The 15,541-nt window shown below is 70.8% G+C and carries 10 protein-coding genes and 2 pseudogenes; 6 read left to right on the top strand and 6 right to left on the bottom strand.

What is annotated here, in order from left to right:
- Positions 1 to 181: 181 nt before the first annotated feature.
- Entirely contained in the window at positions 182 to 1,201 is a 1,020-nt protein-coding gene (locus ACQ859_RS04460) for a hypothetical protein (RefSeq protein WP_431264768.1), read from the bottom strand.
- A 105-nt stretch (positions 1,202 to 1,306) separates the two neighbouring features.
- Between ACQ859_RS04460 and ACQ859_RS04455 the strand changes: the two genes are divergently transcribed.
- A complete protein-coding gene (locus ACQ859_RS04455; protein WP_431264767.1) occupies positions 1,307 to 3,931 on the top strand; it encodes an alpha/beta hydrolase family protein in 2,625 nt (874 codons plus the stop codon).
- Positions 3,932 to 4,018: 87 nt separating this feature from the next.
- Here ACQ859_RS04455 and ypfJ read toward each other — a convergent pair.
- The 3 genes and pseudogenes from ypfJ to ACQ859_RS04440 form a co-directional block, all read right to left on the bottom strand.
- Positions 4,019 to 4,895 (bottom strand): annotated as a pseudogene (ypfJ, locus tag ACQ859_RS04450) (KPN_02809 family neutral zinc metallopeptidase).
- A 107-nt stretch (positions 4,896 to 5,002) separates the two neighbouring features.
- The gene (locus tag ACQ859_RS04445; RefSeq protein ID WP_431264766.1) at positions 5,003 to 7,180 is read right to left on the bottom strand and encodes an ATP-binding protein; all 2,178 of its coding nucleotides are present in this window, start codon (positions 7,178 to 7,180) and stop codon (positions 5,003 to 5,005) included.
- 15 nt (positions 7,181 to 7,195) lie between these two features.
- A pseudogene (locus ACQ859_RS04440) lies at positions 7,196 to 8,006 on the bottom strand (substrate-binding periplasmic protein).
- A 234-nt stretch (positions 8,007 to 8,240) separates the two neighbouring features.
- Here ACQ859_RS04440 and ACQ859_RS04435 point away from each other — a divergent pair.
- Positions 8,241 to 8,858 (top strand): helix-turn-helix domain-containing protein, encoded by a 618-nt coding sequence (locus tag ACQ859_RS04435; RefSeq protein ID WP_431264765.1) that lies wholly within the window; start codon positions 8,241 to 8,243, stop codon positions 8,856 to 8,858.
- Between the two features lie 16 nt (positions 8,859 to 8,874).
- Entirely contained in the window at positions 8,875 to 9,594 is a 720-nt protein-coding gene (locus ACQ859_RS04430; RefSeq protein WP_431264764.1) for a response regulator, read from the top strand.
- A gap of 9 nt (positions 9,595 to 9,603) precedes the next feature.
- On the opposite strand, the gene ACQ859_RS04425 is transcribed toward ACQ859_RS04430, so the two are convergent.
- Positions 9,604 to 11,715 carry a primosomal protein N' gene (locus ACQ859_RS04425; RefSeq protein WP_431264763.1) on the bottom strand — a complete coding sequence of 704 codons (2,112 nt, stop codon included), beginning with the start codon at positions 11,713 to 11,715 and terminating at the stop codon, positions 9,604 to 9,606.
- Between the two features lie 406 nt (positions 11,716 to 12,121).
- On the bottom strand, positions 12,122 to 13,216 hold the full coding sequence (gene hemE, locus ACQ859_RS04420; protein ID WP_431264762.1) for a uroporphyrinogen decarboxylase: 1,095 nt from the start codon (positions 13,214 to 13,216) through the stop codon (positions 12,122 to 12,124).
- A gap of 87 nt (positions 13,217 to 13,303) precedes the next feature.
- Between hemE and ACQ859_RS04415 the strand changes: the two genes are divergently transcribed.
- From ACQ859_RS04415 to ACQ859_RS04405, 3 genes are read left to right on the top strand one after another with little or no spacing between them, the layout of a single operon-like run.
- The gene (locus tag ACQ859_RS04415) at positions 13,304 to 13,990 is read left to right on the top strand and encodes a LemA family protein (RefSeq protein WP_431264761.1); all 687 of its coding nucleotides are present in this window, start codon (positions 13,304 to 13,306) and stop codon (positions 13,988 to 13,990) included.
- 10 nt (positions 13,991 to 14,000) lie between these two features.
- Complete coding sequence (locus ACQ859_RS04410) at positions 14,001 to 14,966, top strand: TPM domain-containing protein (protein ID WP_431264760.1); 966 nt, start codon at positions 14,001 to 14,003, stop codon at positions 14,964 to 14,966.
- Complete coding sequence (locus tag ACQ859_RS04405; protein ID WP_431264759.1) at positions 14,966 to 15,514, top strand: TPM domain-containing protein; 549 nt, start codon at positions 14,966 to 14,968, stop codon at positions 15,512 to 15,514. The genes ACQ859_RS04410 and ACQ859_RS04405 overlap by 1 nt, the downstream gene beginning before the upstream one ends.
- The last annotated feature ends 27 nt before the right edge of the window (positions 15,515 to 15,541 follow it).

Below are 15,541 nucleotides of genomic sequence, written 5' to 3'. Positions count from 1 at the left end.
CGGACAATCCGCCTTCATCGACCGATGCATGACGCGTCCAAGTCGATCGGCCACGCGGATCAGTCGATTCGCATGGGCGTTTTCGAACGGCTCTGCCTCACCCCCGATAGAGGACTAGTGCATCGAGGTGGGTCCCCGACCGGTCTTCGGCCAGGATCGCGGGCGAGGACCGACGGCGCGCTCAGCTGCCGCGCAACACCAGCCAGGCAACGATCGCCGCCAGCGCCAGCACGAGTGCCACGCCCGCCAGGCGTTCCGCCCACGACGCGCGGGAGGAGGCCGGGCGGTCGTCCTCGGCCACCAGCGGCGGCGGCGAGGGCAGCAGCGGCATCGGCGCCGAGGGCGACCCTGACGCGGTGGACGACGGGCGCGTCGACACGGGCTCGACCTCGATCCAGTCGCGCACCGCCTGCGCGAGCAGCTGCCGGTCGGTGAACGAGCGTCCGTCCATCATGGCCCGGTCCAGCAACTGGTCGAGGCTCTCACGCTGCGCGGCCGTCAACGACAGCCACGACTGCAGCGACGCCACCGGCGTGGCGCCGGGTTCGGGCTCCTCCTCGAAGCCGTCCTCGGTCGCATCGCGTCGCGGCAGACGTCCGTTGACGAGCATGCCCAGCAGCCGGCCCAGCGCGTGGGTCTCGCTGTTGGCATCGGGGCGGCCGCCGGCGCGTTGACGCGCGTTGGCCAGCGGCTCGGCGGCGCGCACCAGGGCGGTGGGCGCCTGGCTGTCGCGCGGCGTCAGCCCCTGCCCCAGCCAGTGCAACTGCTGCGCGGGACTGAGCCACAGCGTGCCGGGGTCGAGCTCGTGCAGCACCAGACCGTGCGCGTGCGCCGCGTCCAGCATCCCGATCAGGTCCAGCAGCAGCTGCATGCGCCGCTTCAGCGGCAGGGCCATCGCCACGCGCAGCAGCGGCGCGCCCTCCATCGCCGGCACGACGAGGTAGGGCAACCCGGTGGGACTGAGTCCGCTGTCCAGCGGCGCGCCGTAGGTCGGATGCTGGAAGCGCGACAGCGCTTCCGAGTCTTCCGCGAAGCGCATCAGCACTGCCTGCGCGTCCGAGTCGTGGCGGTAGACCAGGGCCAGGCCGGTCTGCGCGGCGGCCTTGCCGTGCTCGACGCGGACCCACACCCCGGAGGCGCATTCGAAGAGCACCGCCGCGACGCGCCAGACGCCCAGCCGCTCGCCGGCCACCGGCAGCACCGCGGGGCCCCGGGGGCCGGGTCGTGCGGTGCGCGGCTGTCCTGCGCGTGCGGGGCGGGGGCTCGATCATGGGCGCGAATCCTAGCGCAGCGATACTTCGACCCCATGTCCTTCCGCGTCCCCTCTGTCGGCCTGAGCCACCCGCCCGTCGGCGCCTCCGCGGCACGGGCCGCCCCAGGCCCCACGACCGCCACGCCCCGCCCGCGCCCCGCGTCGTCCCGCCTCGCAGCGATGCTGGGCGCCGCGCTGCTCGCGGCCGGGACCGCCGTCGCTTCCGCCGCCGACGCCGCCCCCGCGCCGTACAAGCAGCCGTCCGCGGCGATCCGCGAACTGCTGGACGCGCCGGCGCTGCCGCGGCTCATCCCCTCGCCGGACCGCCAGGCGCTGGCGCTGGTCGAGCAACGCCGCTACACGCCGCTCGAGGAACTGGCGCGGCCCGGGCTGCGCCTGGCCGGCGCGCGTTTCGACCCGCGCAACGCCAGCCAGCAGAACCTGCTCGCCGTGCAGCGCGTGCGCCTGCGCCCGCTGCTCGAGCCGGAGGCGACCGAGCGCGATGTCGAACTCCCCGCCGGCGGCACCTGGCACAACTTCGTCTGGGCGCCGGACGGACAGCGCTTCCTGCTGTCCCGCCGCACCGAGACTGGCGAAGAACTGTGGGCCGGCGCCACCGCCAACGGCCAGCTCTGGCGCATCTACAACGTGCGCCTCAACAACGCCGTCGATGCCGACGACATCGCCTGGCTGAATGCCCGCGAAGCGGTCGTGCTGACCATCCCCGACGATCGCGGCGCCGCGCCCAGCCGGGCGCAGACCGGGCCGGCGATCCAGGAGACGCACGGCAAGGCCTCGCCGGAGCGCACCTACCCGGACCTGCTGCGCAATCCGCGCGACGAGGACCTGTTCGAACACTACGCCCGCTCGCAGCTCACGCTGATCGACATCGCCAGCGGACAGAGCCGCGACATCGGCACGCCGGGCCTGTTCACCAGCGTCTCCAGCGTCGGCACCGGCCAGGCGCTGCTGACCGAGCGGCTGGTCCGGCCGTTCAGCTACAACCTGACCTTCGACGATTTCCCGACGGTGGTCGAGGTCCGCCAGCGCGACGGCAAGGTGATCCGCGAACTGGCCAAGATGCCGCTGAAGCAGGGCGTCGCGATCGACGGCGCACTGCAGGGGCCGAGGGTGTTCTACCCCTCCCCGACGAAGGACGCCGCGATCTACTGGGTCGAGGCGCTGGACGGCGGCAACCCGGCCAACCGCGCGGCGTTCCGCGACCGCGTGATGCGGCTGGATCCGCCCTACACCGGCGATCCCTTCGAGGTGCAGCGCATGCCCTACCGCTTCACGCGGCTGCGCTTCGTCGACGACGGCCTGTACGGCCTCCTGACGGAAGAGGACCGGAGCCGGGGCTGGTCCCGGACCTACCTGCTGCCGCTCAACGGCAAGCAGAGCCGGCCCCTGTTCGAGCACTCGGTGCGTGAACGCTACCGGCACCCCGGCTACCCGTTCATGCGCACGCTGGCCAATGGCCACCAGGTCGCACAGACGCTCAACGGCGACCTGCTGCTGTCGGGCCAGGGCTCGGGGCCGAAGGGCGACCGGCCGTTCCTCGACAAGATGTCGCTGAAGGACCTGAGCGTGCAACGCCTGTTCCAGTCGGCCGAAGGTGTGTACGAACAGCCCATGGCGCTGCTCGAGGACCGCCGCCTGCTGACGCAGCGCGAGACCGAACACGAGCCGCCCAACCTCGTGCTGCGCGAGAACGGCAAGGTCACGCCGCTGACCCGCATCAAGGATCCGACGCCGCAGCTGAAGGGCGTGCGACGCGAGCTGGTGAGCTTCAAGCGCAACGACGGCGTGGAGCTGTCGTTCTGGATGTACCTCCCGCCGGACCAGCGCGAAGGCGAAAAGCGGCCGGCGCTCGTGTGGGCCTATCCGCTGGAGTTCAACGACGCGGCGATCGCGGGGCAGCTGAGCGGGTCACCGGGGCGCTACATGACCTTCTCGGGCATCAGTCCGCTGAACCTGCTGATGGATGGGTACGTGGTGCTGATGGACGCGACGATGCCGGTGGTGGGCGACTCGCGCAACATGAACGACAGCTTCATCGAGCAGATCACGGCGAATGCCCGGGCGATCGTCGACAAGGCGGAGGACCTGGGCACGGTGGATCCGCGGCGGGTGGCGATCGGCGGCCACAGCTACGGCGCCTTCATGGCGGTGAACCTGATGGCGCACACGAAGCTGTTCCGCTGCGGCATTGCGCGCAGCGGCGCCTACAACCGCACGCTGACGCCGTTCGGTTTCCAGAGCGAGCGCCGCTCGCTCTGGGACGCGAAGGACGTCTACCTGAAGCTGTCTCCCTTCCTCTTCGCGAACCAGATCAAGGATCCGCTGCTGCTGATCCACGGCGAGGCCGACAACAACTCCGGCACCTTCCCGATGCAGAGCGAGCGCCTGTACCAGGCACTGGCGGGCCTGGGCGGCACCGCACGCTACGTCCTTCTCCCCTTCGAGGCCCACGGCTACACCGCCCGCGAATCCGCGGGCCAGGTGCAATGGGAGATGAGCCAGTGGCTGAAGGGCTGCGTCGGCGACCCGCGAGTTGAAGCCAAGCCCCGCCCCCCGCCGGATCAGGCGCATCGCAGTAAGCCGCTGATGTGGACTGGCTTGGCCGGGGCCGCCGGCGAAGCCGAAGCCTCCAGGACTGACCCGGCGCGTTCTGTCTGACCAAAGCGAGCCGCAGGCGAGCGGCGGGAGTTGAGCGCCGCAGCTTCGGCTTCGCCGGCGGCCCCGGCCAAGCCAGTCGCGCTGGTGCTAAAGCTGCTTCGCCGCGAACGTATCGCAGTCCCGCAGATCCCCCTGAGCCATCCCCCGCTTGAACCAGCGTTGTCGCTGTTCGCTGCTTCCGTGGGTGAAGCTTTCTGGCACGACGGCGCGTCCAGCGCTGCGTTGCAGCGTGTCGTCGCCGATTTTGGCGGCGGCGTTCAGTGCTTCGTCCACGTCGCCGGCTTCCAGCCAGCCCTTGGACTGCTGGGAGTGATGGGCCCACACCCCGGCGAAGCAATCCGCCTGGAGTTCGACGCGGACGCTGGTCGCGTTGGCGGCCTGTTCGGACTGACGGCGCCGGGCGGCGTCGACCTTGTCGGTGATGCCGAGCAGATGCTGGACGTGGTGCCCGACCTCATGGGCGATGACATAGGCCTGGGCGAAGTCGCCCGGGGCGCCGAGCCGATCGCGCAGGGTCTGATAGAAGCTGAGGTCGATGTAGACCTTGCTGTCGCCGGGGCAGTAGAAGGGTCCCATGGCGGCCTGCCCGAGCCCGCAGGCCGTGCGCGACCGGCCCTCGAAAAGGGTCCTGGTAGGTCTTGCCGGCGGCCTTGAAGAGCGAGGCCCAGACATCTTCGGTATCGGCGAGGACGATGCTGACGAACTTGGCGGGCGTGTCCTGGGGCCGGCTGTGCTCGACCGGGCGCTGGGCCGGGCCGGGCGAGGTCTGGACCGCGCTGCCGTCGAGCGCGCTGAGCACCGTCAGCGGATTGATGCCGAACGCCCAGGACGCGAGCAGCGCCACCACGATGCCGCCGATGCCGATGCCGCGTCCGCCGATCGGCAGGCCGCCGCCACCGCCGCCGCCCCCACTGCCGCGCAGATCCTCGACGTTGTCGCTCTCGCGATTGCCTTCCCACTTCATGGTGCGCTCCTGATGCCGTCCCGTCGGCATGAACCTTTGGCAAGGATGGCACAGCGCGCGTGACGAGGCTGTCGGACAGGGCCCCGATCAGGGGGACAGCGCGGGGTTCAGTCGGCCGCCCGGGCCTCGTTCCCCGCCGCCGGCGCGTCCTGGGCGGGAAGGATCAGGTGGAACTCGGCGCCGCCGTCCTCGCGGTTGGCGGCATAGAGGCGGCCGCCATGCAGCTCGACGATCCGCCGGCTGATCGGCAGGCCCAGGCCGGTGCCGCCGGAGCCGTCCTTGGTGGCGGTGGACTGGACGAAGGGGTCGAAGATCCGTTCGAGCTCGTCGACCGGGATGCCCGGTCCGCGATCGGCCACGCAGAGATGCAAGGCGCCCTCCGCCGTGCGACCGCCGCGGAGTTCGATGGTGCCGCCCTGCGGCGCGAACTTGATGGCGTTGGCCAGCACATTGCGCACCGCCTGCTGGAAGCGCAACGGATCGACGCGCCCGGGCATGGGCGCGGGCAGGTCGACCGCCAGCGTCAACTGGCGCTTCGCGCTCAGCGGCGCGAGCTCGCGCATGACGGCGTCGACCGGTTCGCGCAGGTCCTCGGCGCGCAGCTCCAGCGCACCGACGGCGTCGAGCTTGGACGCGTCGAGCAGGTCGTTGACCAGCGCCAGCATCCGCTGCCCGGAACCGTGGATGTCCGAGAACATCGCCTGCAGACGCTCCTGCCCGCCGCTGCGCATGATGCCGAGCTCGGAAAACCCGAGGATGGACTGCAGCGGCGTGCGCAGCTCATGGCTGATGTTGGCGAGGAACTCGGTCTTGGTCCGCGAGGCTTCCTCCGCCGCGTCACGCGCCTGCCGTGTCAGCCGTTCGGCGGCAGCGCGCTCGGTGATGTCGACCGCGCTGCCCGCATAACCCAGCAGCTCGCCGTCGCGTCGCAGCGGCACGGTGGCGATCTGGTACCGGCGGGGCGCGCCCTCGCCGTTGCGGATCGTCGCCTCGACGCTGCGCACGCCTTCGTCGCCGCCGAACAGGCTCGCCACCGCGTCCCGGTCGGCCGGCTCCGCGATGTCGACCAGCCGGCGCCCCACCGCCTCGTCCGGGCGGCCGCGATGCAACGTCGTCCAGCGCGCATTGACGAAGGTCAGCGTGCCCGCCGGATTGGTCCGGAAGATCACCTCCTGCACGCTCTTGAGCAGCACCCGCATGTCGCGCTCGCGGTCGGCGAGCTGCTCGTGCGCGCCCTCGAGAGCTTCCATGGCCTCCGCCCGCGCCTGCAGGCTGCGCCGCACGGTGATCGTCGCCAGCGCGATCAGCGCCAGCGCCAGCGCGCCGATCAGCAGCAGCCAGCGCAGCCCCGCGTGCCAGCGGGCCAGCACCTCGTCGGTCGACTGCTCGACGCCGACGATGAGCGGGCGCCGCGGCGCCGCGCGGTACGCGACGATGACCTCGCCCGGCAGCGCGCCGGCGCCGATGTAGGTGTCGTGCTCGCGCCCGCGGCGCAGCCCGTCGAAGGCGGGATGGCCGTCCAGCCGCTGGCCGGGGAGCTGATGCAGGGTCTCCATCGCGGCGAGCAGCTGGCCGTCCGTCGACGCCAGCCACGCCGCGCTGCGGCCGGTCGGCAGCGCACGCTGCTGGACCTGCGTCAGCGCATCGGGATTGATCAATGCCAGCAGCCAGCGCGGGTCTTCGTCGCGCGTGCCCGGCGAAATGCCCATCGAGGCGGCGCCGCTCGCGGCCTCGTCGGGCGGCGACGGCAGTTGCAGCAGCAACGGCAGCATGCCGACCGGAGACCCGCGCGCGCCGCGTCCGCGCGCCAGGTCCGCCAGCCCTCGCCCGGGACGCAGCGGCATCAGCATGTCGCGATCCGGCGCGGGCAGGCGCCCGAAGTCGTCGAGCGGGATCTCCAGACCGATCTCGTCGGCGTTCGTGCTGATCAGCACCCGCCCCCGTGTGTCCAGCAGCGAGACGCTGCGGATGAAGGGCAGTCCCACCAGCACATGGCTGAAATGCTCCTCGAGGTGCTGTGCCTCGTGTGGATCGGCCACCGTGCGCGTCAGCCCGTCGCCGATCGCATGCAGCGACAGCGAGGCGGTCTCGATCGTCCGGCTCGCGTCGCTCTCGAGCACCTGCGCCAGCAGCGCGCCGCGGGCGCGGGCCTCGTCGATCGCTTCCTGCCGGCCGACCCAGGCCGGTCCGATCAGCCCGGCCAGCGTGCCCGCACCCACGGCGATGCCCGCCCACAGCGTCGCGCGACGCAGGCGGAGAAGGGATCGGACGGCCGGACCGAGCATGGGGATGACTCCGCCTCAGGGCACGACGATCGCGCCCAGGCCGTGGCGCTCGGCGGCGGCGCGCAGGCGCCCGTCGCGCTTGATGCGCGCCACGAATTCGTCCAGCCGCGCCAGCCACGCGGCATCGCCGCGCTTGATCGCGTAGGCATACGGCAGGACATGGAACGGCCGGGGGAGGCGATCAGCTGCGCCCAGTCGGCGTTGTCCAGCATCCGCCGGCTGTAGGGATAGTCGGTCATGAAGACGTCGGCACGGCCGGATTCCAGTTCGCGCTCCCGCGTCGCGGGGGCTGCACCACCAGCAACCTGGCGCGCTTGAGGGTGTCGCGCATCACCCGCTCCGTCGACGTGCCGGCCTGCACGGCGACCACCACGCCCGACTGGTCGATGTCCTCCCAGCGCTTGACGACGCGGCTCGCCCGGCTCGCGATGGCGTAGATGTCGCTCTGGAGGTAAGGCTGGGTGAAGGACAGCGCCACGGCCCGTTGCGGCAGCACGGCGACGGCGAACATCGCGACGTCGCAGCGTTCCGCCTCCAGGTCGGGGATCAGGCGCTGGAACGAGGACTCGACATAACGCAGGCGCACGCCGAGTTCCTTGGCCAACTCATTGGACAGGTCGATGTCGATGCCGCTGAGCGTCTCGTCGCGCGGATGGCGGTAGGTGATGCCGTAGTAGTCGGGCCAGATGCAGACGCGCAGCACGCCGTGCGCGAGCACGCGCTGCAGCGCGGGACTGGCCGCAGGCGTGGGCGTCGGCGCGGATGCCGCCTCCGGGGCGCCCCAGGCGCCGGCCGCGGCCGCCAGCAGCAGGCAGGCCGCGCCCATCCGGGCCTGCCGGACGCGGGCGGGCAATCCGGTCCATCGCTTCGTCATCGCATCTCCTCGACCCGGATTGCACCAGAGTTCGCCCCATTCGATGGCGAGGGAAGGCCCCACCTCCGACCGAAGTCACACCCGATATCACTTTTATCGCTTATAACTGGGGATATTGCCCACCTACAAGTTTGGTTAATTCGGCAAAATCGACCCATGACAGCCATTGCCCGCACACCTGACGACATGCAAGAGGATTTCAGCACGCGCGAAGTCGCGCAGCGCCTCGGCATGGCCGTCCGATCGGTGCAGCTGATGGTCGACCGCGGGGAACTGCAGGCCTGGCGCACGCCGGGCGGCCACCGCCGGATCCTGCGGACCTCGCTGGACGCGTGGCTCACCGGCCGCGGCCTGGCGCCGACCAAGCCGGCCGAGCTGTCGCCCAACGATGGGGTGCCGCCGCGTCTGAAGGCGCTGCTGATCGAGGACTCGGTCCACTACCAGAACCTCGTCATGCTGCTCGCGCAGCAGGAGTTCCCAGACCTCGACCTGCACACGGCCAACGACGGCATCGGCGGCCTGGTCATGTACGGCCAGCTGCAGCCGGAGATCCTGCTGGTCGACATCCTGCTGCCCGGCATCGACGGCGCGGCGCTGGTGACCAGCCTGCGTTCGCAGCCGCAGTTCGCCAGCAGCGAACTGATCTTCGTCACCGCGCTCGACGAACAGCAGCGGGCGCCCTACGCGTTCGCGCTGGCCGGACTGCCGCTGGTGCACAAGCCCCGCCTCGTGACCGATCTGCCGCCGCTGCTCGGCGCCGCCGTCCAGCGCATCCAGGCCCGTCAGCCGCAATTTGCCGGTTGAAGCCGCCGGGCTGATCATGGCGTCCCGCGTCCGGGTCCTCCTGGTGGAGGACGACACCACCCTGCAACGCTTCGTCTCCATGGCCCTGGAGGACGACGAGGTGCGCCTGCAGGCCTGCATTTCCGTCGACGAGGCGCTGCTCGCGCTCGCGACCCAGAGCTTCGACCTGGTCATCAGCGACCTGATGCTGCCGGGGCGCCACGGCCTGGACCTGCTGCAGACGCTCAAGCAGCGGCCGGCGCTGCGCGGCAACGCGCGCCTGGCCGTGTTCAGCGCCGGCCTCAACCCCGCCGTGCGGGAGCAGCTGGAGGCGCTCGGCGTGACGCGTTTCCTTTCCAAGCCCTGCTCGCTCGGCGAGCTGCAGTCCTGCCTGGACGGCCTGCGCGACGCGACGCCGCCAGCGGCGATGCCGTCGATCCACCAGGCCGCCATCGAGCAGTATTTCGGCGGCAATGCCGCGCTGTATCAGGCCTTCCTGGCGCGCTGCCGGATGCAGTTCCCGCTGGACATCGCCAACGGCCGTCTCGCCTGCGAGCGCGGCGAGCACGTCAAGCTGCGCCACCTCGCGCACAGCCTCAAGAGCGTGCTGCTGACGCTGGGGCACACCGAGGCGGCCGAGGTCGCGAGGCAACTGGAGCTCGATGCGGAACAGGCCGCGACGGGGTCCGAGGATGCCCTCGCCGCCGCGCGCGCCGCCTGGCCGATCCTGGAAGAGGCGCTCGCGCGCCTGCTCTGATCCCGCGGCTCAGATCGCCAGCGGATCCACGTCCACCGCCCACCGCGTCAAGCCCTTCTGACGGCGCTTGAGCGCGTGCAGTTCCGGCAGCCAGGCGCGCAGGAAGCGCTGCAGCTGCGCGCGGTTCCCCGCCTCGATCAGCATCTGGAAACGTTCGCTGTCGGCCACGCGCGCGATGGCCATCGGCACCGGCGGATAGAGCAGCAGCCCCAGCGACAAGGGCAGCGCCTGCGCCGCCTCCTGCGCCGCGGTCAGGAAGTCGCGGGCCGCCTCGACGCTGCGCCCTTCGGCCCGCACCAGCGCCAGATGCGCGAACGGCGGCAGGTTCGCCGTCATCCGTTCATGCAGCTGGCTGCCGGCGAAGGCTTCGTAGTCGTGCTTCAACAGCGACTGGTAGAGCGCGTGCTCGGGATACCAGGTCTGGATCCACATCTCGCTCGCGGCCGCCTGCGCGGCGTCGCGCCCGGCGCGGCCGCCGGCCTGCATCAGCAGCGAGAAGAGCCGCTCCGGCGCGCGGAAGTCGCTGCTGAACAGCGCGCCGTCCGGGTTCACCGCGGCGACCAGCGTGATGCGGCGGAAGTCGTGACCCTTGGCCACCATCTGCGTGCCGACGAGGATGTCGACCTCGCCCTCGTGCACCGCCGCCAGCTGCGATTCCAGGCTGCCCTTGAGCTTGGTCGTGTCCGCATCGATGCGCGCCACACGCGCGCCCGGCAGCGCCTGCGCGAGCTGCTCCTCGAGCCGCTCCGTGCCGCGGCCGAGCGGCGCGATGTCCGGATTGCCGCAGGCGGGGCAGGCGCGCGGCACGCGCGTCGTCACGCCGCAGTGGTGGCAGCGCAGCGTCCGGTCCTCCTTGTGGAAGACCTGGTGCGCGCTGCAATGCGGACAGTCGCTCTTCCAGTTGCACTGGTCGCAATGCAGCACCGGGGCGTAGCCGCGGCGGTTCAGGAACACGAGGCTCTGCTCGCCGCGTTCCAGCCGCTTGCGCATGGCGTCCAGCAGCGGCACCGACAGCGCCGTCGTGACGCCCTTCTTGCGTTCGAGCCGGTTCATGTCGAAGAGCCGGACCCGCGGCAACGCGCCGCCGCCGATACGTTCGGTGAGGTCGACGCGGCGGTAGCGGCCGGCCAGCGCGTGCTGCCAGCTTTCCAGCGACGGCGTCGCCGAACCGAGCACCACCGGCACCTTCTCCAGATGTCCGCGATAGACGGCCAGATCGCGCGCCGAGTAGCGCGCGCCGTCCTGCTGCTTGTAGGACGGGTCGTGCTCCTCGTCGACGACGATCAGCCCCAGCCGCGGCATCGAGGCAAAGACCGCCAGCCGCGTGCCCAGCACGAGTTGCGCGCGGCCCAGATGCGCCGCGAGCCAGTTGCGCAGGCGCTGCGCCGGCGTCAGCGCGCTGTGCAGCGACACGATGGAACGGCCCGCGAAGCGCTCGGCGAACCGCGCCTCGAGTTGCGGCGTCAGGTTGATCTCGGGCACCAGCACCAGCACCTGCTGGCCGCGTTCGAGCGCGGCTTCGGCGGCACGCAGGTAGATCTCGGTCTTGCCGCTGCCAGTCAACCCCCACAGCAGCGCGGGCGAAGGCGCTTCGCGACCGGCCAGTTCCGCCAGCGCGTCCAGGGCCGCCTGCTGCTGCGTGCTCAGCGTCGGGCGCTCCGGCCCGGGTGTCGTCGACTCCGCCGCCGCCGCCGCGGCTTTCGCCGCTTCCGCATCCGCCTTGTCGAGCTTCTTCAACCGCGCCTGCAACTGCTTCGCGTCGAGGTCCCGCAGCTGCGGCGGGAGTACCGCCAGCGCCAGTTCGCCGACGCTGCGCTGGTAGTACTGCGCCGCGAAGTCGAGCAGCCGGCGCCAGCGGTCCGACAGGGGCGGCAACGCATCGAGCGCCTCGCCGACGGGACGCAGTTCCGACTCCGGCAGCTGCTCGCCCTCAGGCAAGTCCTGGCCCTCGGGCAGGTCGTCCCACACCAGCCCCATGACGTCGCGACGGCCCAGCGTCACATGCACCAGCGTGCCCGGGGTCAAGTCTTGCGGGCCGAGGTAGTCCAGCGGCCCGGTCAGCCCGCTGTGCTGTGGCGCCTCGACCGCCACCCGCAAGCGACGCAATGAGGACTCGCTCATCCCGGTCGCCGCGCCATGTCGGCGTCAACGGATGTCAGTGGGGCCGGAATGGAGCTGGGGGTCCTGGAGGGATCCCCCTGCCCCGTGGAGAGCCCGCGCTTGGCCGTCCGCATGCTGCGGCGTGGCGTCCCTCACGGTCTCCATCGACCATGAGGAAAACGCGCCAAGTGCCTGATTTCCAAGGGTGTTCACAACGGGGTCGACAGCCTGTGGATAACTTTGTGGGAAACGCCCCGGCTTTTCAGGGGCCGCCGGGATTGCCGCCGCGGCGGCCCTTCGGCGTCAAATCTCGGGGAAACCTGCATCCCCCTTTGAAATCAACGACTTACGCGCCCATCGGGGAAAGCCCTAGCTCAGAACCCGTGCATGTGCTGCGTTTCGGTGACATGCACGGATTTGGGGATAACTAGACCGTGGCCTTGCGCAGTTTGCGCGAATGCATATGCACTTCGTCGACCAGTTCGGCCACGCTTTCCGGTGGGGTGAACTGGCTGATGCCGTGGCCCAGGTTGAACACATGGCCGCCCCAGCCGCCGTCCGCACGCTGCGGCGCGCCGAAGCTGTCGAGCACGGCGCGCGCCTGCTCTCGCACCGCGGCCGGCGGCGCGAACAGCACGTTCGGATCGAGGTTGCCCTGCAGCGCGACGCGATCCTGCACCTGCGCCCGCGCGCGGCCGAGGTTCACCGTCCAGTCCAGGCCCACGACGTCGGCGCCGGCGGTGGCGATCTCGTCCAGCCACAGCCCGCCGCCCTTGGTGAACAGCAGCTTGGGAATGCGGCGACCGTCGTGTTCGCCCTTGAGTTGCGCCAGCACGCGGCGCGAGTACGCCAGGCTGAACTGCTGGAACTGGCCGTCGGCCAGCACGCCGCCCCAGGAGTCGAAGAGCATCACGGCTTGCGCGCCGGCCTCGATCTGTGCGTTCAGGTAGGCGGCGACCGCATCGGCGTTGATCGACAGGATGCGGTGCATCAGGTCCGGACGCGCGTACATCAGGCTCTTGACGTGGCGGTAGTCGTCGGAGCCGCCGCCCTCGACCATGTAGCAGGCCAGCGTCCACGGGCTGCCGGAGAAACCGATCAGCGGCACGCGGCCGTTCAGCGCGCCGCGGATCGAGCTCACCGCGTCGAAGACGTAGCGCAGCTTGTCCATGTCCGGCACGGCGAGCGCGTTCACGGCGGCTTCGTCGCGGACGACCTTCTCGAACTTCGGCCCCTCCCCTTGCGCGAACGACAGGCCCAGGCCCATCGCGTCCGGCACTGTCAGGATGTCGCTGAACAGGATCGCCGCGTCGAGCGGGTAGCGCTCCAGCGGCTGGAGGGTGACCTCGGTCGCGTAGTCCCTGTTGGTGGCCAGGCCCATGAAGCTGCCAGCCTTCGCGCGGGTGTCGCGGTACTCGGGCAGGTAGCGGCCGGCCTGGCGCATCAGCCAGACGGGCGTGTACTCGGTGGGCTCGCGCAGGCAGGCGCGCAGGAAGACGTCGTTCTGAAGGGGGGCGCTCATGGGGAGGGGATTATGCTCGGGGCCCCCTGCACTTGAATTGCGGGACATGGCACACGATATGCCTCTGCGCACAAGGAGGATCCGCACATGACTTCGACTTCGTCCCGTCTGCTCGCCACCGTCCGCACCACCGCGGCGGCCGCCCTGATCGTCGGCGCGCCGCTCGCGCTCACCGGCTGCGGCTACAACGAGTTCCAGAGCCTGGACGAGCAGGTCAATGCCAGCTGGTCCGAGGTGCTCAGCCAATACCAGCGCCGCAGCGACCTGATCCCCAATATCGTCAACACGGTCAAGGGCGAGGCCAGCTTCGAGCAGGACACGCTGACCAAGGTGGTCGAGGCCCGCGCCAAGGCCACCAGCATCCAGGTCACGCCCGAGCTGGCGCGCGACCCGGCCGCGCTGCAGAAGTTCCAGGCCGCGCAGGGCGAGCTGTCCGGGGCGCTGAGCCGGCTGATGGTCGTCAGCGAACGCTATCCGCAGCTGCAGGCCAACCAGGGCTTCCGCGATCTGCGTGTGCAGCTCGAAGGCACGGAGAACCGCATCACCGTTGCTCGCAACCGTTACATCAAGTCGGTGCAGGAATACAACGTGCTGACGCGCCGCTTCCCCTCGAACCTGACGGCGAAGATCTTCGGCTATGAGACCAAGCCGAACTTCACCGTGCAGAACGAGGCCGCGATCTCCGCGCCGCCGACGGTGAACTTCGACAAGCCGGCCGCGCCCGCCGTCACGGCACCGGCACCGGCGCCGTCGGCGTCGCCCGCGTCGAACTGAGGCCCCGCGCATGCGGGCCGTTCGATTCCTGACGCTGGTCTTCTTCGGCCTGCTGATGAGCGTCGGCCTGCTGCCGCGGGCGCGCGCGCAGGATGTCCAGCCGATACCGCCGCTCAGCGGCCGCGTGATCGACCAGACCGGGACGCTGAACGCCGCGCAGCGCGAGGCGCTCGACGCGAAGCTCGCCGCCTTCGAGCGCGAAGCCGGCCCGCAGATCGTCGTCCTGATGGTGCGCACCACCGCGCCGGAAGACATCGCCGCGTTCGCGCAGCGCCTCGGCGACCAGTGGAAGCTCGGTCGCCGCGATGTCGGCGACGGGCTGCTGATCGTCGTCGCGAAGGACGACCGGCGCATCAACATCCAGACGGCCAAGGCGCTCGAGGGCGCGGTGCCCGATCTCGCCGCCCGGCAGATCATCGAGCGCGACATCACGCCCGCGTTCAAGGCCGGCGACTACGCCGGCGGCCTGAACCGCGCGATCGACTCGCTGCAGGCGCGCATCCGCGGCGAGCACCTGCCGGCGCCCACGCAGCGGACATCGAAGTCCGGCGGCGGCCACAACATCGACATCGGCGAGATCGCGATGATCGCCTTCCTCGCCGTGCCGCTGGTGGGTGCGGTGCTGACTTCCATCTTCGGCCGCAAGGTCGGCAGCCTGTTCACCGGCGCCGGCGCCGGCGTCGTCGGCTGGGGCTTGAGCAACAGCGTGCTGCTGGGCGTGGGCGCGGCGGTCGCGTCACTGATCCTTGTCGGCGTGCTCGGCATCGGCGCGGCGCGTCGGCGCAGCGCCAGCCCGTCCTACGGCGGTTACCGGCGCAGCGCGCATGGGTCGGGCGGCATCGCGCCGCCGATCATCTGGGGAGGCGGTGGCGGCGATGGGGGTGGCAGCTGGGGCGGCGGCAGCGACAGCGGCGGCGGTTTCTCCTCCGACGGGGGTGGCGACTTCGGCGGCGGCGGCGCCTCGGGAGACTGGTGATGGACCGACCGACCGATCGCGACATCCGCCACGCCGGTGACACCAGCCGGCTCGGGCGCTTTTTCCGGCATCGCTTCTGGGACGAAGCCGATGTGCGGCGCGTGCTGCCGCCGGCGGCGCTCGCACGCTTGTCCGCGCGCGTCACCGAGAGCGAGTTGAGCCACGCTGGTGAGATCCGCCTGTGCGTGGAAGCCAGCCTGCCGATCAGCTACCTCTGGCGCGGGTTGACGGCGCGGCAGCGCGCGCTGGCGCTGTTCGGCAAGCTGCGCGTGTGGGACACCGAGCACAACAACGGGGTGCTCATCTATCTGTTGCTGGCGGAGCATGCGATCGAGATCGTCGCGGATCGCGGATTGAACCGGCGCGTCAGCGCGGCGCAATGGCAGCCGATCGTCGATGGATTGCGGCAGTCGCTGCGCGGCGGCCAGTTCGAGCAGGGGCTGGTGGAGGCCATCCGCGCGGTCGAGGCGCTGCTGGCGCAGCACTTCCCGCCGGAGGCCGGCGTCGTGCCGCGCAACGAGCTGCCGGACGCGGTCGTCGTGCTGTAGCACTCTTTGACTGCCTGGGCCGCTGGC

The sequence above is a fragment of the Roseateles chitinivorans genome (genome assembly GCF_050632235.1).
Classification (GTDB): Bacteria; Pseudomonadota; Gammaproteobacteria; order Burkholderiales; family Burkholderiaceae_C; genus Roseateles; species Roseateles chitinivorans_A.
This window is presented reverse-complemented; position numbering and strand designations above follow the sequence as displayed.